25 protein-coding genes are annotated in these 18,994 nt (G+C 50.1%); 19 read left to right on the top strand and 6 right to left on the bottom strand.

Annotation, left to right across the window (positions count from 1 at the left end; all coding sequences use genetic code 11):
- Positions 1-177: 177 nt before the first annotated feature.
- From H8L47_RS01520 to H8L47_RS01565, 10 genes are all read left to right on the top strand, one after another.
- Positions 178-555: a hypothetical protein gene (locus H8L47_RS01520; RefSeq protein WP_186951475.1), complete on the top strand. Its 378-nt coding sequence runs from the start codon at positions 178-180 to the stop codon at positions 553-555.
- A 220-nt stretch (positions 556-775) separates the two neighbouring features.
- On the top strand, positions 776-1,879 hold the full coding sequence (locus tag H8L47_RS01525) for a hypothetical protein (RefSeq protein ID WP_186951476.1): 1,104 nt from the start codon (positions 776-778) through the stop codon (positions 1,877-1,879).
- Positions 1,880-1,881: 2 nt separating this feature from the next.
- On the top strand, positions 1,882-2,463 hold the full coding sequence (locus H8L47_RS01530) for a hypothetical protein (protein WP_186951477.1): 582 nt from the start codon (positions 1,882-1,884) through the stop codon (positions 2,461-2,463).
- Positions 2,450-3,328: a hypothetical protein gene (locus tag H8L47_RS01535; RefSeq protein ID WP_186951478.1), complete on the top strand. Its 879-nt coding sequence runs from the start codon at positions 2,450-2,452 to the stop codon at positions 3,326-3,328. Before H8L47_RS01530 ends, H8L47_RS01535 begins: the two co-directional genes overlap by 14 nt.
- Positions 3,329-3,356: 28 nt before the next feature.
- Entirely contained in the window at positions 3,357-3,632 is a 276-nt protein-coding gene (locus H8L47_RS01540; protein ID WP_186951479.1) for a KTSC domain-containing protein, read from the top strand.
- Between the two features lie 60 nt (positions 3,633-3,692).
- The gene (locus H8L47_RS01545) at positions 3,693-4,634 is read left to right on the top strand and encodes a DNA translocase FtsK (protein ID WP_186951480.1); all 942 of its coding nucleotides are present in this window, start codon (positions 3,693-3,695) and stop codon (positions 4,632-4,634) included.
- Complete coding sequence (locus tag H8L47_RS01550) at positions 4,631-4,783, top strand: hypothetical protein (protein ID WP_186951481.1); 153 nt, start codon at positions 4,631-4,633, stop codon at positions 4,781-4,783. The genes H8L47_RS01545 and H8L47_RS01550 overlap by 4 nt, the downstream gene beginning before the upstream one ends.
- Complete coding sequence (locus H8L47_RS01555; RefSeq protein WP_230413540.1) at positions 4,780-5,088, top strand: hypothetical protein; 309 nt, start codon at positions 4,780-4,782, stop codon at positions 5,086-5,088. Before H8L47_RS01550 ends, H8L47_RS01555 begins: the two co-directional genes overlap by 4 nt.
- Entirely contained in the window at positions 5,085-6,887 is a 1,803-nt protein-coding gene (locus H8L47_RS01560; protein ID WP_222616365.1) for a DNA cytosine methyltransferase, read from the top strand. Before H8L47_RS01555 ends, H8L47_RS01560 begins: the two co-directional genes overlap by 4 nt.
- Positions 6,887-7,336, top strand: a complete 450-nt coding sequence (locus H8L47_RS01565) for a zinc-finger-containing protein (RefSeq protein WP_186951482.1) — start codon at positions 6,887-6,889, stop codon at positions 7,334-7,336. Before H8L47_RS01560 ends, H8L47_RS01565 begins: the two co-directional genes overlap by 1 nt.
- 2 nt (positions 7,337-7,338) lie before the next feature.
- Here the strand turns inward: H8L47_RS01565 and H8L47_RS01570 are convergent, their stop codons facing one another.
- Complete coding sequence (locus H8L47_RS01570; protein WP_186951483.1) at positions 7,339-7,584, bottom strand: hypothetical protein; 246 nt, start codon at positions 7,582-7,584, stop codon at positions 7,339-7,341.
- 183 nt (positions 7,585-7,767) lie between these two features.
- Here H8L47_RS01570 and H8L47_RS01575 point away from each other — a divergent pair, with 183 nt between their 5' ends.
- From H8L47_RS01575 to H8L47_RS01585, 3 genes are read left to right on the top strand one after another with little or no spacing between them, the layout of a single operon-like run.
- The gene (locus H8L47_RS01575) at positions 7,768-8,118 is read left to right on the top strand and encodes a hypothetical protein (RefSeq protein WP_186951484.1); all 351 of its coding nucleotides are present in this window, start codon (positions 7,768-7,770) and stop codon (positions 8,116-8,118) included.
- A 2-nt stretch (positions 8,119-8,120) separates the two neighbouring features.
- Positions 8,121-8,336, top strand: coding sequence for a DUF4224 domain-containing protein (locus H8L47_RS01580; RefSeq protein WP_186951485.1), 216 nt, complete (start codon positions 8,121-8,123; stop codon positions 8,334-8,336).
- A complete protein-coding gene (locus tag H8L47_RS01585) occupies positions 8,336-9,430 on the top strand; it encodes a tyrosine-type recombinase/integrase (protein ID WP_186951486.1) in 1,095 nt (364 codons plus the stop codon). The genes H8L47_RS01580 and H8L47_RS01585 overlap by 1 nt, the downstream gene beginning before the upstream one ends.
- Positions 9,431-9,826: 396 nt before the next feature.
- Here the strand turns inward: H8L47_RS01585 and H8L47_RS01590 are convergent, their stop codons facing one another.
- Positions 9,827-10,786 (bottom strand): 2-hydroxyacid dehydrogenase, encoded by a 960-nt coding sequence (locus H8L47_RS01590; RefSeq protein ID WP_186951487.1) that lies wholly within the window; start codon positions 10,784-10,786, stop codon positions 9,827-9,829.
- A complete protein-coding gene (locus H8L47_RS01595) occupies positions 10,783-11,196 on the bottom strand; it encodes a VOC family protein (RefSeq protein WP_186951488.1) in 414 nt (137 codons plus the stop codon). Before H8L47_RS01595 ends, H8L47_RS01590 begins: the two co-directional genes overlap by 4 nt.
- A 104-nt stretch (positions 11,197-11,300) precedes the next feature.
- Here H8L47_RS01595 and H8L47_RS01600 point away from each other — a divergent pair, with 104 nt between their 5' ends.
- A complete protein-coding gene (locus H8L47_RS01600) occupies positions 11,301-12,164 on the top strand; it encodes a LysR family transcriptional regulator (protein ID WP_186951489.1) in 864 nt (287 codons plus the stop codon).
- Here the strand turns inward: H8L47_RS01600 and H8L47_RS01605 are convergent.
- Complete coding sequence (locus H8L47_RS01605) at positions 12,154-12,840, bottom strand: ribonuclease HI family protein (RefSeq protein WP_186951490.1); 687 nt, start codon at positions 12,838-12,840, stop codon at positions 12,154-12,156. The two genes, H8L47_RS01600 and H8L47_RS01605, sit on opposite strands and share 11 nt — an antisense overlap.
- 136 nt (positions 12,841-12,976) lie before the next feature.
- On the opposite strand from H8L47_RS01605, the gene H8L47_RS01610 reads away from it, so the two are divergent.
- The 5 genes from H8L47_RS01610 to H8L47_RS01630 are packed head-to-tail and all read left to right on the top strand — an operon-like array spanning position 12,977 to position 16,211.
- On the top strand, positions 12,977-13,210 hold the full coding sequence (locus H8L47_RS01610) for a DUF1272 domain-containing protein (protein ID WP_186951491.1): 234 nt from the start codon (positions 12,977-12,979) through the stop codon (positions 13,208-13,210).
- Between the two features lie 20 nt (positions 13,211-13,230).
- A complete protein-coding gene (locus H8L47_RS01615; RefSeq protein WP_186951492.1) occupies positions 13,231-14,142 on the top strand; it encodes an EamA family transporter in 912 nt (303 codons plus the stop codon).
- A gap of 14 nt (positions 14,143-14,156) precedes the next feature.
- Positions 14,157-15,116 (top strand): GlxA family transcriptional regulator, encoded by a 960-nt coding sequence (locus H8L47_RS01620; protein ID WP_186951493.1) that lies wholly within the window; start codon positions 14,157-14,159, stop codon positions 15,114-15,116.
- Between the two features lie 35 nt (positions 15,117-15,151).
- Complete coding sequence (locus tag H8L47_RS01625; RefSeq protein ID WP_186951494.1) at positions 15,152-15,727, top strand: glutaredoxin family protein; 576 nt, start codon at positions 15,152-15,154, stop codon at positions 15,725-15,727.
- 22 nt (positions 15,728-15,749) lie between these two features.
- A complete protein-coding gene (locus H8L47_RS01630) occupies positions 15,750-16,211 on the top strand; it encodes a DUF6265 family protein (protein ID WP_186951495.1) in 462 nt (153 codons plus the stop codon).
- A gap of 78 nt (positions 16,212-16,289) precedes the next feature.
- Here H8L47_RS01630 and thrC read toward each other — a convergent pair whose 3' ends face one another.
- A complete protein-coding gene (gene thrC, locus H8L47_RS01635) occupies positions 16,290-17,750 on the bottom strand; it encodes a threonine synthase (RefSeq protein ID WP_186951496.1) in 1,461 nt (486 codons plus the stop codon).
- A gap of 120 nt (positions 17,751-17,870) precedes the next feature.
- On the bottom strand, positions 17,871-18,986 hold the full coding sequence (gene fdhD / locus H8L47_RS01640; RefSeq protein WP_222616366.1) for a formate dehydrogenase accessory sulfurtransferase FdhD: 1,116 nt from the start codon (positions 18,984-18,986) through the stop codon (positions 17,871-17,873).
- Positions 18,987-18,994: the final 8 nt, after the last annotated feature.

Here is an 18,994-nt window from a genome sequence, read left to right on the forward strand (position 1 = left end):
GCCCTAGCCAGCGGTGAACTCCAGATTTACGAGGCCGGTTCTGTGTTGGTAAATGCATGATCGGAGCTGGACGGCTAGTACCCGTACCCGAAACTTGCAGTGTAGCCGAGCTGACATAGTCGAAAAATAGTGAAGATAGCCCATTTGCCAACACCTAATTTAACCAGGAGATCAGCAATGAATGCAGCAGATCAGTTTGAAGTAGCGATGCATACGCCGGGGCCGTGGCGAGTTGGTTCTTCAGGAGGTGTTGTTTGTGACACCCCCATTAAGGACGGAATTCCTGGCTCAGATGAAGTCAAGTATTACGGCGGACATTTAATTTGCGAATCTATGACCTTTGCAAACGCCAAGTTGATCGCTGCAGCTCCTGATCTGCTGGCCGAATTAGGCAAAGCAGATTTGATCATCAATGTGATGCTGAATCAGCTCACCACAGAGCAAAAGTGCGTCTGTGCAGCCAAGATTCAAGAGTTGGGCATTCATGGCCAAGGATTAGCCAGGGCGCACGAACGCGACGCAGTTCTGCGCAAAGCATCGGGAGAGCCGACATGACCCGCGCCCACCCTCTTCGCGCATATCGCCATTGGCGCAGCGCTGGTTTCAGCATCAAGAATGCTCTCTACCTCACCTATAAATGGGGCTGTCCAGCATGGTACTGATCAAAAATATTCTGTTCTACCGTCGCCTTGGACATAGCTGGCGGACAGCCTGGCACAAGGCACGCAACACGATTTAAAGCGAAATTAACTCAAATTTAATTCTGGAGTCTCAAATGTCACACGCGGATGCAGTCAAAACACAGGTAGCCACCCAACCCGATAACTCCATCGTCACCATGGGTTTTGGATCGTTGCAATCCTTCGAGTTCATGCAGCGTACTGCAAAGATGTTCGCTGTTTCCTCTATGGTGCCAAGCGCTTACCGTGCAGTAATCGAAAAAGGTTATGGCGACAACCTGCAATACGTCGACAATCCGGCAGCAGTTCCAAATTGCATCATTGCGCTCAACATGAGCCAGCGCATGAATGCAGATCCCTTGATGATCATGCAAAACCTGCATGTGATTGAAGGTCGTCCATCATGGTCATCACAGTTCATTATCGCCGCCATCAATTCCTGCGGTCGCTACTCCCCTCTTCGCTTTGACTTGGTCAAGGGCGAGGAAATGGATGCTTCTTTCACGACCTACGAATGGGAAAACAAAAAGAAGATTCCAAAAACATCGACTGTACGAACTCATGAAATGTCTTGCGTCGCCTGGGCCGTCGAACTCAGCACCAATCAGCGCCTGGAGTCTCCTAAGATCAGCATATCCATGGCAGTGGCTGAAGGCTGGTTTGGTAAGAATGGCTCCAAATGGCGAACCATGCCAGAAGTCATGCTGCGTTACCGTGCCGCTGCATTCTTTGGCCGCATCTATGCCCCAGAGCTCTTGATGGGCCTGCCAGCGGCAGAAGAGGTGCACGATGTTATTGATGTCGAGCTACAGAAAGACGGCACGTATGCAGCCACAGAGCAGCCAAAAGCAGACCCAAAACCGCCTCAATCCAAGTCTGAAAAGACGAAGCAGGCAGAAAGCAAGCCAGCTCCGGAAGTCAAAGCAACTGATGTTGAATTCAAAGAAGCTTCTGAATCGCCTGCACCAGCGAACGAAGCAAAGGCAGAAGAAGTAACGACGGCAGCAGCAGAGACAGCCGAGTCTGTCCCTGGCAAAGGATTGCCACTATCTGACTCTGAAAGCACATACATCAAATTCAAACTCGAAGAAGCTGCCCTGAGTTCCAACGATGTTTTCAAGAAGTTTGGTATTCGTCCGGAGCAAGTCACACAAACGGAATTCAAGGATGTTTTGGCCTGGATAAAAAGCCCTGACTGATCATGCTGACCTTTGATGAAGACAGCCATACGTACCGCTGGCACAACCAGGTTGTGCCAAGCGTGACGCAAATTCTGGCACCGATGCTTGATTACTCGAACGTTCCCGCAGAAAACCTGCGACGGGCTCAGTTGCTAGGGACTTACGTTCATAAAACAACTGAGCTGTACGACTTGAACGATCTGGACTTTGACACCTTGCCAGATGAAATTGCGCCGTACCTGAATGCCTGGATCAAGTTCAAAAGGGAATGTGAGTTCGAACCGGCCACGGTCGAGCAGAAGCTGTACCACAAGCAGCTCGGCTATTCCGGTACATCTGACCGAACAGGACTGATACGCGGGCGTATGGCTGTCATAGACATCAAAAAAATGCTTTCGCTTGGCCCCGTAATCGGCATGCAGCTCGCAGCTTACAAAGAGCTCCATACCCATGCCGGGCAAAAAGTTCTAGACCGCTATGCGCTGGGCCTTCGCTCAGACGGGACTTATCGGATGGTCCCTTACAAAGATGAATCCGACTACGCCGCATTTATGTCGCTGTTGACCTTACGTAACTGGAGATTGAAACATGGAATTGCTTGAACGAGAAGAAACCACCGTAATCCCTTCTTTGCCCCAAGCCTCTGAACTGGCACAGGTAGCAGAAGGTGTATTTAAAGCTGCCCACGCCATCGTGATCAATTCGCCGATGATGTACGAAGTCGCCGCAAGTGAGCTGCAGTCTTTACAAACGAAACTGGAAGAATTGAACAATAAGCGCTTCGCCGTCACCAGGCCTATGGATGCAGCCAAGAAGAATGTGATGGAGCTATTCCGCGCACCAACAGAGCGCTGCGAAGTTGCGATTACCCATCTGAAGAATGCAATGCTGACATTTTCCAAGGCAGAGCGGGAAAAAGCAGCCGCAGCTCAAAAAGAGGCAGATGAACTGGCCAGGCAAGAACGCTTGAAACTGGAACAAAAAGCCCGTGAAGAACAAGCCGAAGCTGACCGCAAAGCGCGTGAGATTGCAGATGCAGAACAAAAAGCCCGCGCTATCGTTCAGCAAGCTGCCAATGCCGCTGCCGCTGGCGACCGTGTTGCAGAAGAGCGTGCTAACGAAGAATTGCTGCTCATAAATCAAACCAAGGCAACAGCCGAAGCTGAGCAACAGCACGCTATGGCACGGGTAGCCCTGTCCCAGACCGTCGCAGCAGTCATGTCGGCACCAGTCGTGGCAAGCATTACGCCCAAGATTGCTGGCGTCTCCACTTCAGCGCCATGGACTGCAGAAGTCACAGACCTGTTCGCACTGGTGCGATTCGTCGCCGCCAATCCTGCATACATTAGCTTTCTGCAAGCGAACCTGGTGCCCATTAAGCAGCAAGCAAAGGCTCTGCAAATCAATTGCAGGATAGACGGGGTTAGGGTGTTTCAAGAAGAACGCCTCACTTCCCGCCGCAAATAGTAAAACCCTCACATCCCTGGAGAAAATCATGTCCACCGCAACAGACGAAACAATCGAACTGCCAGAAATCAAACTGACCGAAGTCAAATCTTCGCAACTGGCTGCCATTGGTCACTGCCCAGCCACGAACCGCCTGGCGATTCAATTCAAAAGCTATGGCGACAAGCCAGGCAGTGTGTATCACTATCAGGATTTTGATGCCGCTGCATTTGAGGCTTTCAGCACAGCCGAATCGCTGGGCTCGTACTTCAAGAAAATGATCAAAACCTGCCCTGATCGCTTCCCGTACACAAAAATTTCATAAGCCTCAGCCGGCAGGCTGAATCAATACCCTATTCCCAAATACTAATTTTACGGATACATCATGAGCAAAAAACAACCAAAATCTGGCAAACCGGCCTTTAACGTCGATGAAAACGGCTATGGCAGCCTGCCAGCCTTCGAGCATTTCATGCTCCCTGAAGAAGATCTGGCACCAGGTGCCGTCATCGATGGCAACGAAATTTACATCCTGCGCCTGGTCGACGACAAAGCCAACGAAGCCCTTGCAGTTACCTGGGTAGAAGGTGATCCGAATGTTTCGAGTTGGACCCCATCGGCACCGGAAGGCGATGATTGGGCCCTCTCTGCCATCTGCGAAACCGACGAAGGACCGTTCGCAGTATTTGCACGCCCGACTGGCGATGTACAGCCTAACGCCCGAGCATATGCGCAAGAATTCCTACTTGGAGCACTGATCAAGGCAGCGACAAAGCACCTCAAAACGCTTTCAAAGTCCTGGTTCGAGATGACAGAAGGCGAACAGAAACGTGTCCTAGAGTATGTTCACCGGGATTGCCGCGAGGCAGTACGAGATGCAATCGACATCATCGCATCCAATGGCCGCATGACTTTCACTGCTGCTGTTGACCAAGTTGTGTTCAAAGACGGTGTCAAAGCTGTGCTCTCTCTCGCCAAAGGACCATTTGCACACAGCCTCGCGGACGCAGAAGGTTCATTCGTCACTATCGTTATCGAAGAACGTTCGGTCTTGCTGCAAGAAGGCGACGCTCTCACTGTCGAGAAAGATCAAAAGCCGCTCTTCGAACAAGAGGCGCCCGATGATGATGGCAGTGACCCCTACTTTGACAAGGCAATTTCAATCGTCCGCAAGCATGACAAACCGAGTATTTCATTCCTGCAGCGTCAGCTTGAAATCGGCTACAACCGCGCCGCCAGACTCTTAGAGGCCATGGAACTGGCCGGTATTGTCACGCCTATGGATGCCGGCGGTAAACGCCTTGTTGTTGAACTAGAGGCGGCATGATCATCAGCAAAGACCGTATCACACGCAAATATCAAGAAGTAGCCCAGCAAGAGCCGCCCGATGTGGCGGTTCAACACACAGCCGAGAAACTTGGCATTCCAGTGAACTGGGTAACCGAAACAATCAAAGAACAGGAGCAACCAGCATGAAAAACATAACAGATATCAACGGCACAGCCGGCGCGGCAGTAGAAGAAAAAATCTCTTTTGGCAAGGCATCTGAAAAGGCAACGCGTCAGACGCAGAACAATCTGCTTGACCATGCCATCAAGTCTGCAGGGCTGAAAAATGATGCTGGCCTGGCTCGTATGCTGGAAGTGGCACCGCCAGTCATCAGCAAAATCAGGCATAAGCATTTGCCAGTGGGAGCAACGCTGGCAGTTGCAATAACAGAAGAAACTGATCTGTCCATCGCAGATATCGCGGCAATTCTGGCTGGCCGGGTGACTGCATGATCATCGAGAAAGATATCAGGCATTTCCACTTCTGCTGTGGCCTCGGGGGCGGCAAGAAGGGCTTCAACAAAGCCAGGCCTCGCGTTGGCAACATGGTAGGCAAACTTCGTTGCATCGGTGGCGTGGACGTTGACCCGGCAGCTATTCGCGATTTTGACAAAATGGGCGATGGCAGACCAGGCACGATTATGGACCTATTCACACGTGGCCAGTATACGGCTTTCCATAGCAAGCAACCTCCTGGCGAATGGCAAGAAATCACGCCTGCAGATATACGCCGCGCGGCTGGCACTGAGAGCCCGAACATTGTTTTCATTTCTAGCCCATGCAAAGGTGCGTCCGGTCTGTTGAGCGAAAAACTCAGCCAAACGGCAAAGTACCAGGCATTGAACGAACTGACGCTGCGCTGCATCTGGCTGATGGCTGAAGCCTGGGCAGATGACCCGGTCGAACTGATCGTGTTTGAAAACGTGCCGCGCTTGGCTACCCGTGGGCGTCACCTACTTGACCAGATTAACCAACTGCTGCACCGGTATGGCTATGCTGTGGCCGAGACAACGCACGACTGTGGCGAACTCGGTGGCCTGGCTCAGTCACGCAAACGCTTCTTACTCGTTGCGCGCCACATGGAAAAGGTGCCACCGTTCTTGTACGAGCCAGAGAAAAAGCGCTTGGCCGCTGTTGGCGACGTGCTTGGCCGCATGCCCATGCCAGGTGATCTGACTGGCGGACCAATGCACCGCATCCCTCGCCTGCAATGGAAAACGTGGGTACGCCTAGCATTTGTAGAGGCCGGTAGCGACTGGCGCAGCTTGAACAAGCTGGCCGTGAACAATGGGCACCTGAGCGATTACCTGATTGTGCCTGAGTATCGCTCTGGATACCTTGGCGTACAAAACTGGTCTGATACCTCGGGCACGGTCTGCGGGAAATCAAATGCAACAAATGGCGCGTTTTCAATTGCAGATCCTCGCATGGTTACCACAGCCGAATACAGCCAGTACGGCGTGTTGCCATGGACAGACTCAACAGGTGTCATCAGCGCCCAATCAGCTCCAGGTGGCGGCAAGTACTCGGTAGCAGACCCGCGCATGCTGGAAAGCAGCCATCACAACAACTGTTTCAGGGTTGTTGCCTGGAATGGACATGCTGGTACCGTCACATCTGGCCACGGCCCAAGCAGTGGCGGTGGATGTGTGGCAGATCCGCGCCGGGCTGGTCCGTCATTCGGAAAATATGCTGTAACCAAGTTTGATGAGCCTGCCGGTACCGTGATTGCTGGCAGCACGACTGGTCAGGGAGCGTTTGCCGTGGCGGACCCACGCACAAGCATGAATCGCAAGTCAGGCGATGCATATCTGACAGGTGGGCACTATGGCGTAGTGCCGTGGGATGCTGCTTGCGGGGCTGTTAGCGCATCGGCTGGCCTGGACAATGGCCGCTGGTCGGTCGCCGATCCTCGTATCGCTACCCTGCCCGCCATGGATGAAAAGACGATTGCCATCATTCAGTCTTTGGATGGCACTTGGCACCGCCCATTTACAACGCTGGAACTGGCCGCATTGCAAAGCCTGGTTGATCCGGAAGAAATGCTAGTTCTGGATGGTTTGTCTGATAGCGCTTGGCGCGAACGTATCGGAAATGCCGTTCCACCGGCTGCAGCGGAAGCCATTGCCGAAGTCATGGGCACAACCCTGCTACTGGCCTGGTCAGGCGAAACATTCGTACTGTCGGCAATGCCTATCTGGGTGCAACCAGTGGCGGTAGCTCTGTCGGTTGCACAAGGGGAAGCAGCGTAATGTCACACAACAAGACACCATGGAACCCATCAAAGACGGCTACAGCCAGGGTTAAGAATCCGCTGCCAGCGCCAACCAAGTGCCCGTTCTGTGATCAATGCATCGTAAAAATCGTTCATCACAACGAGGTGTATGGCCGTGTGTATGGGGAATGGCCATGGGTCTATATGTGCAAAGCATGTTGGGCATACGTAGGGATGCATCCGTTCACAAACATTCCGCTCGGCACACTCGCCGATGGCGCACTCAGAAAGGCCAGGAAGAACTGCAAAGATCCGTTTGAGCAGATTTACTTGTCTAAAAAGATGACACGCGACGAAGCGTACATGGGCCTAGCTGAGCATTTCGGCATCCCCAAAGAGGAATGCCATTTCGGCTGGTTCAACATTGAACAGTGCGAAATGGCGCGCGCCTGGTCTGTTGAAGTATTGAAAGGGCTTTCAGCGTGATTTTACTGGCCGCGATCATGAAGCCTATTGATTGCCTCTTTAGTGGCAATTTCAACAGCGCGCCTGATCTCGCCGATTTCAGAAGAGGAATCAACGGAGCCTTTGACCGTGCCTTTGACCTCTTCACCAAGCTTTACTTCGGCCTGCCAGGGTACGCGATTGCCACCCTCTTCTATTGTGCCTTTGAAGTAATACATAACAGCGGGAGCCGAGTCTGGGCGGCAATAACCATCATAAGAGTGAATCATGTCTAATTTACCAATAAAAGAAAAGCCAATACTATTTTCGGGGCCAATGGTACGCGCTCTCCTTGATGGCAGCAAGACGCAAACTCGTCGCATCTTAAAGCCAACGCCTAGTTTAGTAGATCTTGGCCTACCAGTGGCTTTAACACCTTGGGTTCGGGTAATCGCGTTTCGGAGGGCCAAGCCATGAGACGAGAAATCGCCGAACGATATAAACAAGTAGCCCAGGTATTAACGGACAAGTGGCTATATATCGAAGACATCATGTACGAGCTACGCACTTCAGAAAACTATTCACGCAAGCTGATTGCAGACCTGGTGTTTTCTGGTCATGTACTCCAGCGCCCTATTCCCAATGGACGGGGCAGGAATCGCATGCAGTTCAGCTGGAATGCTGGCAAGCCGGCACCCACGGTGTACACCCGCCAGTTCACGCCGGCGCAAGTCGATATAAGGCGCACAGATCCCCTAATGATTGCGCTGTACGGGAACGGAACAAGTAATCGTAAGCAAAACAACGAAATATCAGGAGGTTGAATATGAGCGAACTTACCTTGTCACAGGAAGAAATCGTTGAAGTTACGGGCTTCAAAATACCTTCCAAGCAAATCCGGTTCCTGAAAGAAATTGGCATTGAAGCTAAAAAACGGCGAGACAATACTGTATTTGTGAACCGCTTTGCTTATATGGCCGCAGCTAATCCGAAACCGCCAGAGCAAGAACCGACACCAAAACTGAAATCGATTAGAAGATAATGAGCAGAACTCGCAGATCAAACCGCTGGCTCCCGAAACGCGTCTATGACAAGGATGGCGCGTATCGGTTAAAGCCAACTGAACCGATGATTGACCCAGCAGACGGTAAGCTGAAGTCATGGATTCGCCTGTGCGATCTTGGTTCAAGCCTGGAGCAAATCAATGAAGCACTTGAAAAGTTGCTGAATCAAGAGTTCGCCAAAGACACCATGCCCTACGTATGTAAAGAGTTCAAGAAAAACAAGCTGGGCAAGTTTTCAAAGGAAGTCCAAGACTCTTACAGCCGATTTTGTGATGTGATATCGAATTGCTTTGAAGATTTCAAGGTCAACCAGGTCAAGACCAAGGATTGTGCTGACTTCTTGCGCGACAATTTCAAAGATAAGCCTAATACGGCCAAGAAATACGCGGCTTTGATGCGCAAGATTTTCAAGTACTCTATCTCTGAGCTGGGGCTACGTGAAGACAACCCTATCGACAATCTCGATCTTGGCGACTATGAGACCGTGCGGCGCGAGGTATTGCCGACGCATGAGCAGATTCAAGCAATCCGGAATGCGGGATTTATTGGAAAAGATGGGAAAAAGACCCACAGCGGCGAAATGTTCGCTTGCCTGATTGATATGTCATATCTGTGCTGGCAACGCGCGATTGACATCAGAACAATGAAAGAAGCGCAGATCATTCGTGATGAGATCATCCGCTTTACACCAAGCAAGACCATGAAAAGCAGCGGAAAGAGTGTTGATATTGCCATTACCGGGGCAATTAGAGACGTGATCAAGCGGGCACAGGAAATTAAGCGCAAGCAGTCAATCATCAGCCCTTACCTGTTTGCTAAAGACGATGGCGACCCATATACCAGGTCTGGCCTCTTCTCAATGTGGGACCGTGCACGGGAACGAGCGAGCATTACGGACGATGTTACGTTTAAAGACATACGTGCATTAGGCGCAACAGATGCAGCAAAAGCTGGAAATAGCATTCAGGAAATCAGTGATCGCCTGGTGCATTCATCGACAAAGACAAGTGAGATTTATATCAAAGAAGCAGTGCCAACAGCATCAACCATTGACGCAAAATTGCCCTGGTAATTTCTATAATTCAAGTCGTCGCGCCGAAAGTTTGTGGGGCAAAAATGAATTTTACAAACTACTGTATATTAGGATTCAATTTACGTAGATCGTTAATCCACGTGGGTTTCCGGCGAGTGCCGTCGAGAATGGGGTGCACGGGGTCGGAGGTTCGAATCCTCTCGCCCCGACCAAAATTACAAAAAGCTTACAAATTTCGGTTTGTAAGCTTTTTTAATAATTTCTGCTCCTAACGTCCTTCAGTAACCCAAAATTTTCCAATCGAATTGCCGCCGCAGAACGAGAAACTCCATACTCTTTCATAAGACCGCACATTACTTGCTCAAAACTTAATATATTGTACGGTTAACTGTCGACATACATAGAGATCCGAAACCTTTATTGAAAGTTACGGCATTAATAACCTCTGGCAATATCCACAGTCTGTGGTAACTCGCCACTGATGCGGTAACGCAGTATGTTTTCTGCGACGATCGCAGAGGCGGTTTTTCTATCAGTGGGTGCGGCGCAATGTGGCAACACGGATACATGAGGATGTTGCCAATGCCACTCTGACACTGGCAAAGGTTCGATAGCAAACACATCCAGGACTGCATGAGTAATATGGCTGGATTCAAGTGCAGCGTGCAAGTCTTTGTCATTGACAATGGCACCCCGGGCAAAATTGATCAGGGATCCGCCCTGCGGTAATTGTGCCAGCATGTGGGTATTGATGAGGCCTTTGGTGTCTGGCGTCAAAGGCAGCAGACAAACCAGAATATCAGTCTTTGCCAGCATGGCAGGCAATTCATTTTCTCCATTAAAGCATTCAACCCCGGCGACCGATTTGTGGCTGCGGCTCCAGCCACAAACAGTAAATCCTGCCTGTAGCAAACTTTGCGCTGCCGCCTCACCCAAAGCCCCCAAACCTAACAGACTAATCGTTCTCTGCCGGGCCGGGACATATTCGCGTGGCTGCCATTTTTTTTGTACCTGCTGCTTGGCATAAGCAGGTATTTCGCGGTGCAAGTAAAGTGCCCAGGCCAATACGGCTTCAGCCATGGTGCTTGCCAGTTGCGGATCGACAAGGCGAACAATTTTAAGATCAGTTTTACCCAAATCTTCGACCAGGCGTTCTACCCCGGCCCAGACACTATGCACCCATTGCAGCTGCGGCAATTGCTGCAACTCTGCCGGATTGGGATTGGCGACGATGGCGACTTTGCATGCGGCTTTCGCCTCATCAGTCATGTCGTCAAAGGCGACGATCTGTTCTTCAGGCATGGCTGTCTGCAAAGCTTGCACCCAGGCTTGGGTATGGGCATAGCCAGGAGCGGCCAGGAATGGAATTACATTCGGGATAAGATTCGATTTCATTTGTCGTATACGCTGTCCAGATGATTAAAACCCTTGATTTCTATGGGATTGCCAGAAGGGTCAAGAAAAAACATGGTGGCTTGTTCGCCAGGCTGGCCGGCGAAACGTATCGCCGGCTCCAGCACAAATTTAATTTGCTGAGCCAGCAAACGGTCTGCCAATGCCTGCCACTCTGGTATTGACAATATCACGCCCAAATGTGGCATAGGAACCATGTGATCGTCTACCTGGCCAGTGTTGGTAGTGGTAAATGGCTGGCCCAGGTGCAAGGATATCTGATGTCCAAAGAAATCAAAATCTACCCAGGTAGCCGTGCTGCGCCCCTCAGCACAGCCCAATACACCAGTATAAAACTGTCTGGCTTCATCCAGGTCACGCACATGGTAGGCGAGGTGAAATAAGGCTTTCATTAAAAATCTCCCGATTGAATAAGAGTGTCACAACAGTGAAATGCTAGCGCCTCTCATTCAAAAGAGATAGCATATAATTCTTTCAGCATTCAAAAGAAATATTTATGGATAGCCGTTATTTGCAAAGCCTGATCGCTACCATAGAACATGGCTCCATCGCCGAAGCGGCTCGCGCTGAAAACCTGACTGCCGCAGCTATCAGCCAGCGCATACAAGCTCTCGAAAGAGAATTGGGCTTCCCCCTGCTTTCCAGGCTTGCCCATACAGCCAGGCCAACAGAAGCTTGCCTGCATTTATTGCCGCGAGCCAAGCATATAGTCAGTGAAGTGGCTTTACTGGCTGGCGATATCGATCCTGCAGGCTTGACCGGCACTATCCGGATAGGCGCTATATCGACCGCCATGACAGGCATGTTGCCGCTGGCATTGCGACAATTGAGGCAGAACGCACCCAATTTAAAACCAGGTATAGTGCCTGGCACTTCGAGGTCTTTGTATCAGGCAGTCATAGACGATGAAATAGATGTGGCGATTCTGGTCGCACCCGTTTTTGATTTGCCCAAGAGCTTACAAATACGTAACATCAGGAGTGAATCTTTGGTTTTGCTTTCGCGGCATGCTCCCCAAGGCGGCATTCCTGCCACTTTGCAATCCCACCCCTATCTGCGATATGACCCCAGTGCCTGGGGCGGGCGATTTGCTGAAAAATATCTGAAGGACCACAACTTGGAGCTGGAAGCCATGTGCGACCTTGACGCTCTAGAAACCATAGCCATGCTAGTTGCAGATGATGTGGGAATCAGTCTGGTGCCTCATTGGCCGGGCCTGGAAAAACTGGCGCATGATTGTGTAATCACCCGCATCCCTGACCCTGGCTACGCACGCAAACTGGTCTTGCTCAGCAAGTTGCAACATCCAAGACCCAGCATACTGGGACTATTGTCACAGGCTTTGGCAATCAAGCTTTAGACAGCATAGCCATTTGAGTCAGGGCATCTGCAGTCTGGTTTTTATGGCGCGGCACCCAGCGTACCTGCAGTTGCTTAAATTGTGTCGCCAAAAGTTTCGCCTGTTGCCTGTACTCCAACATACGGACCAACTTGCTTACTTTCCGCTGATTAAAATCGTCGATGACAACCTGGCTGTCCCCATGCACGATAAGGTACTGCACATGATGATGTTGCGCTTGCTGCAATGCTAATAACAAGCCACTGTACTCTGCATCACAACTGTCGCCATATTCGAAATTCTGTACATGCTCAAAGCTATGGCCTTCAGGCGATGTGAGTACGCAGGCAATCTGGCACTTTCCAGGATTTGGTAAAGCGGAACCATCGAACCAGGCCAGCCATGTGTTTGCGTTTTTTTGCAAGGGTGATTGCCGGTGCAACTGGTTCTTTCTTTGCTCTTGCTTCTCCGCTCTTTGCGCTTGTTTTCTGGCATTGTCAGCATTTTTTGCCTCACTGCGCTGTTCAGCCAGTTGTGATATATATCGAAGGCCTGCATGCCTTGCGCTTTGCTCCAGCAATAATGACAAGCTTTGCTCAATGGGCAGTTTTTTCTGTTTGGCCAACTGCTGGCTTTGTGCGTACTCCTTACGGGTAGCGATAGCTATTAATTGCTGGCGGGTGAAGGTGATAGACATAAAGACTCTGAGAAAGAACTAACTGGACTATAGCAATGTCCCAATCTGACCGCCACTGGTCGCGATCATGGCTGGCAGGAGATATTCAAACTGGTATTCTGCATGATATCGACTCACAACAAAAAGGAAATGTATCATGCTGGAATTAAGACCGAATTGTGAACGCTGTGACTGCGACTTGCCACCAGCCTCTACCAAGGCACGCATCTGTACGTTTGAATGTACTTTCTGTTCCGATTGTGTGGATGGCCCACTGCGTGGTGTATGTCCAAATTGTGGCGGAAATTTTGTCCCACGTCCTATCAGGCCAGAAAACAAACTGCTCAATAATCCAGCGTCCACCAAAAGGGTGTACGCTAAAACAAATTAATACACTTAAGCAAAGTCCCCATGTCCAAATCTGTCCTTAGCCCGCGTCACATATTGATTGCTGCCATAGTCATTCTCTTGTGGGGGATGAATTTTGTGGTCATCAAAATTGGCTTGAAAGGTATACCGCCTTTTTTGATGGGAGCGTTGCGCTTTATTTTGGTTGCCTTCCCGGCGATTTTATTTTTACCTCGTCCGAAAGTACCACTCAAACTATTGCTGGCGTACGCCATGTTCATCAGCCTGGGGCAGTTTGCCTTTTTGTTTTCAGCTATGGCAGTCGGCATGCCAGCAGGTCTGGCATCATTGGTGCTGCAGGCCCAAGCTTTCTTTACGGTAGGTTTGTCTGCCATGGTATTTGGTGACAAGCTGCGCCCGAGCAATTTACTGGGCATGCTGGTGGCAAGCACAGGTTTGATATTACTGGGCACCGCCAGCATTAGCAGCTCTGCCAGCCAGGTGACATTAGCCGGTTTCGCTCTCACTTTATGCGCAGCATTTTCCTGGGCCAGTGGCAATGTCATCAATAAGAAGATAGGTGTGACGAATGTATTAAGCCTGGTGTCCTGGAGTGCTCTGGTACCCATCTTGCCCTTCTTCCTACTCTCCTATATTTTTGAAGGGGGCGATGTTATTGTGCAGAGTTTGCAAAATATGAGTCTGTCTTCCGGACTCACCATTGTTTATCTAGCTGTAGCGGCAACCTTGATAGGCTATACCTTATGGGGGAAACTCCTGGCCAGCCTGCCCACGCACCTGGTAGCGCCGCTGACCCTGATGGTGCCAGTCGTTGGCCTGACCGCAGCATGGGTATTACTGGATGAGGCATTGAACCAAACCCAGTTACTGGGGGCCGCGACTGTGATGGCAGGCCTGCTGATTAATGTCTTTGGCAGCAAACTCGCAACTGGCGTGCGCCGCATATTCGCCTGAGTTTCGTAAACATCATGCACCGCATACAAGAAGTTTACTTTCTCTTACTGCCAGATACCCTGCTACTGGACGTTGCAGGGCCAGCCGACGCGCTTTTATTCGCTAACCGTTATCAAGATGAAGTGCGTTTTGAAATGCGTTTCATCAGCCCGCAACAGAGCATCAATTCATCTGTGGGATTGCGGCTCGGCCCCATGCAGCCTTTGCCAGCCAAGCTTGATGCTGATGCTATTCTAGTTTTGCCTGGGCTGATTGGTGGGAATGAAGTTTATACACTACCGGATGCACAAGTCGCCATCACTTGGCTTGCACAGCACTTTCAGGCTGCCCACAGGCTGGTTTGCATATGTTCTGGCGCTCTGTTGGCAGCCCATGCCGGTTTATTAAGCGGACACCGGGCAACGACTCATCACAATCACTGCCTTGAACTGACCAGTATAGACAGTTCTATCAAGGTGGAAGAAAACCGTATCTTTGTGGAAGATGGCCGCATCTGCACCAGTGCCGGGGTTACAGCTGGTATAGACCTGGCCCTACATCTGATCAATGAACTTGCCGGGCCACTCACAGCCAGCGCGGTTGCCCGCAATCTGGTGGTGTATATGCGCCGATGCGGAAATGATTCCCAATTGTCGCCCTGGCTGAAATACCGCAATCACCTGCACCCTGCCGTTCATAAAATGCAGGATGCCATGGTGAAAGACCCGGCACATCCGTGGAACTTAGCTGAACTGGCAAGCATCGCCTGCAGCAGTAGTCGCCATGCCACCCGCGTCTTCAAACTACATACTGAAGTATCAATACAAGCCTATCTGACTTCACTTCGTTTATCATTGGCAAGTAAATTCCTGGCCAATACGGATTGGTCAATAGAACGCATCGCTGAGTCATCTGGTTTTGGTTCTGCAAGGCAGTTCCGGCGCATTTGGAATATGCACTTCCCTGCTCCACCTTCAGCCTCGCAATTCAGATAAGGTGCTGCACATTTTAAATTTTTCAATTTAACAGCATGACACGCATCTGCCCAAAATGTAGTTACATACGCAAGGAAACCGACGAATGCCCCGAATGGCAATGTCCGTCATGTCAGGTTGCTTATATTAAAGCAGGTGACCTTCCAGGATCTCATAGCAAAAACGCCACGAGCAATAACAGAAATGCTCAGTTAAGCGAAAATAATTCTTCCCATGTTGGTAAGTGGCTGATTGCTCTGGTTATCGTTGCTGGTGTCAGTGCGCAAAGCTATCTAAGCCATAAAGAGAGCAAAAAACAAGAAGCAATTGCCCTGCAAAATCTAACGGAAGCAAGAGCAGCCAAAGCCTCAGGCCAAACCAAGCAGCAACCAGTCATCACCTTGTATGGCACTGGCTGGTGTGGTTATTGCGTTGCAGCTAGAAGTTTTTTTAAAGAAAACGGCATTGCATATACAGATTTGGATGTGGAAAAAAATAAGGAAGACTACAATTCTTACAGAAAGTTTGGTAAAAATGGCATTCCCGTCATCACTATAGACAACGAGGTAGTTGAAGGTTTTGATGAGGGCGAATTCCGTAGAAAACTGGACCCGTGGTTAAACAAGGTTTGACCTTGCCCCTATTGGAGGCTGTATGCAACTGAAATCCATGTTATTTGCTGGTGCATGCATCTTACTTTGTAGTAGCAGTTGGGCTGAAAATAGCATACAGGATATGCAATGGCTGCACGGTTGCTGGCAAGCCGCTGGCGCTGAAGTGGGTTCTGAAGAACATTGGCTGGCTCCCGCCGGCGGCAGCATGGGGCGCACAGTGCGCAAAGGCAAGACAGTGGCCTGGGAATTCATGCGCATACAAGAAAATGCGGATAGACTGACATTCACTGCCATGCCTTCCAGCAAGCCGGAAGCCACCTTCCAATTGCTGTTGCTTGACAAGCAAAGAGTTGTATTTGAAAACCCCAGACCCGAATTCCCCCAACGCGTCATCTATCAATTGAATGCCGATGGCAGCTTGCTGGGACGCATAGAGGGAAAATTCAAAGACCTGGAAAAAGGCATAGACTTTCCCATGCAAAAAATATCTTGTAGCAGATAGCATCCCATAAAAAGCATCGGGCAATAAAAAACCGCATTTTCTGCGGCTTTTTATTGCCCTGCAAATGAGGGTTGACGATTACAGCCCAGTATGTTTTGCGATAAAGGTTTTCATCTCGGTCACATCGGCAGTCATGACTTCAAAGCGCTGTGGCAAGGCTTCAATGTTTTCAAAGCCCACCGGACGCTCTGCATCACGGCCCAAGGCTTCCTTGATGGTTTCATTGAATTTTGCTGGCAGGGCCGTCTCCAGCACTATCATGGGTACACCTTCTTGCAAATTTTCAAGAGCGACCTTGATTCCATCTGCGGTATGGGTGTCAATGGTGATGCCAAATTCCTTATCTACCTGACGTATGGTGTGCAAGCGGTCTGCATGGACAGATTTACCTGATACAAAACCAAACTTAGCAATCTTATTGAACTCATGACCATCACTACCCGGTTTGCCAGACAAATCAAAACCGCCTTCAGTTTCAACTTTCTTGAACAGAGCAGCAACACGGGTGGCATCCCTGTCCAGCAAATCATAGATAAAGCGCTCAAAATTCGAGGCCTTGGAGATATCCATGGATGGGCTGGTGGTATGCCAGGTTTCAGCTGATTTGCGTACGCGATAAATACCTGTGCGGAAAAACTCGTCCAGCACATCATTTTCATTGGTCGCTACAACCAGCTTATCGATAGGCAAACCCATCATCCGAGCAATGTGGCCAGCGCAAATATTACCGAAATTACCCGAGGGTACAGTGAATGAAACCTTTTGCTCATTGCTGGTAGTCGCACTCAGATAGCCACGGAAATAATACACAACCTGAGCTACAACACGTGCCCAGTTGATGGAATTGACCGTACCTATTTTTTGACGGTTTTTGAATTCCAGATCATTCGAGACTGCCTTGACCATGTCCTGGCAATCATCAAAAACGCCTTCGACAGCGATATTGAAAATATTCGGGTCTTGCAAACTGAACATCTGGGCAGTCTGGAAAGCACTCATTTTTTTATGCGGGGACAACATGAAAACCCGTATCCCCTTTTTGCCACGCATCGCATATTCAGCAGCGCTGCCAGTATCGCCAGAGGTCGCACCAAAAATATTCAGTTCTGCGCCATTCTTTGCCAATGTGTACTCAAACAAATTACCCAGCAATTGCATGGCCATGTCTTTGAATGCCAGGGTTGGGCCATTGGACAGGGCTTGCAACACCAGCTTGCGTCCATTTTTTTCCTGCAGTACACGCAAGGGCGTGATTTGCGCAGCAGATTCATCGCCACGTGCATTTTTATACACATCCGATGTATATGTCTTGTCTGCCAGCACCCTTAAATCGGCCTCAGGAATATCTGTGGCAAATTTTCTCAAGACTTCAAAAGCCAACCCCGCATAAGACAGCTTGCGCCACGAATCGAGTTCCACATCAGTTACCTGAGGGTAAGTTGTTGGCAGATAAAGGCCACCATCAGGGGCCAGGCCACCTAAGAGTATTTCCGAGAAATTTTGTGCTGCGGTATGCCCGCGTGTTGAAGCGTATTGCATAAGTCGACAGGATGAGGGAAAGATTAAAGGGAAGAATAAAGCGAATATTCTTCCCATTATAACTTTCCTGGAGTCTTAAAACCTCTGTAAATTTGGCAAAAATCCATTTTCATGCCTGCTTCATTCGGCCTGCAGTCTTTCCGGGTGAGAATAGGCTACAAAACCATGCTCACGGACAAAGCCTATCAGGCAAATACCCGCCTGCACTGCAAGATCAATCGCCAATGAAGTTGGCGCAGACAATGCAGCCAGGATGGCAATATTGGCCCGCGCTGCTTTTTGCACCAGTTCGTAGCTGATACGACTACTCATCAAGAGAAAGCCTGGCTCAAATGCCTTATGGATTACCTTGGCACTAGCCAAAGTGCCAAGCAATTTATCCAGGGCATTATGTCGCCCCACATCTTCACGCAAAGCCAGTATAAGCCCTTGCATATCTACCCAGGCAGCAGCATGAACTGCGCCTGTTTGTGAGTTAATAACTTGTTGTGCATTCAGGGCTTGCATCGCCTTGTACAAACTGGCTGGCGATAACTGTTCGACAAGTGCAGACTTGATTACGGGCAGTTGCATGGGCAAAGCCCGCAAGCTGTCTTTACCGCACAGGCCGCAACCAGTATTACCTGCCAGACTGCGTCGCCGCTCTTTCAAGGCAGCAAAGCGAGCCGCCGAGATGCGCATTTGTACTTCTATGCCATGCACATCGGCACTCGAAATACATTCAATCTCATAAATCTCACTGGGGTCGTCAACAATAGCTTCAGATAAGCTGAAACCCAAAGCAAAGTCTTCCAGATTCAAGGGAGTAGCCAGCATGACCGCATGGGAAATACCGTTGTAGACCAGGGCAAGCGGCACTTCTTCTGCCACCTGATCCAGCACCGCTATACTTGCCTGACCATGAAAACTGACTCTTTGCACTTGATGTAGTATGACGCCGGTCGACACGGCTGCATCCTGATCTGGAGGCGCTGTCATCTTCTGGCATACCTGTCGGCCAGCTTCTGTCAGGCTCAGCATGCTGCGCTCACCATCTTGTTCCAGTCTTACCCAGCCAGCGCCCTGGTGCTGCCCCACACTTTGTTCGCCAAGGTAGGCAATACAGCGCAGCAGGGAACTCTGCCTCACGCCCAGGCGTTTGCCCAATCGAGGCAGGGAAACCGCCCCGGTATGATTGCTTAACTCAACCATGAGCTCAAGGCTGAGTTTGTCTTGCAAATTATCTAATGAATTCATTCAACCCC

Source organism: Undibacterium umbellatum, assembly GCF_014284125.1.
Classification (GTDB): domain Bacteria; phylum Pseudomonadota; class Gammaproteobacteria; order Burkholderiales; family Burkholderiaceae_D; genus Undibacterium; species Undibacterium umbellatum.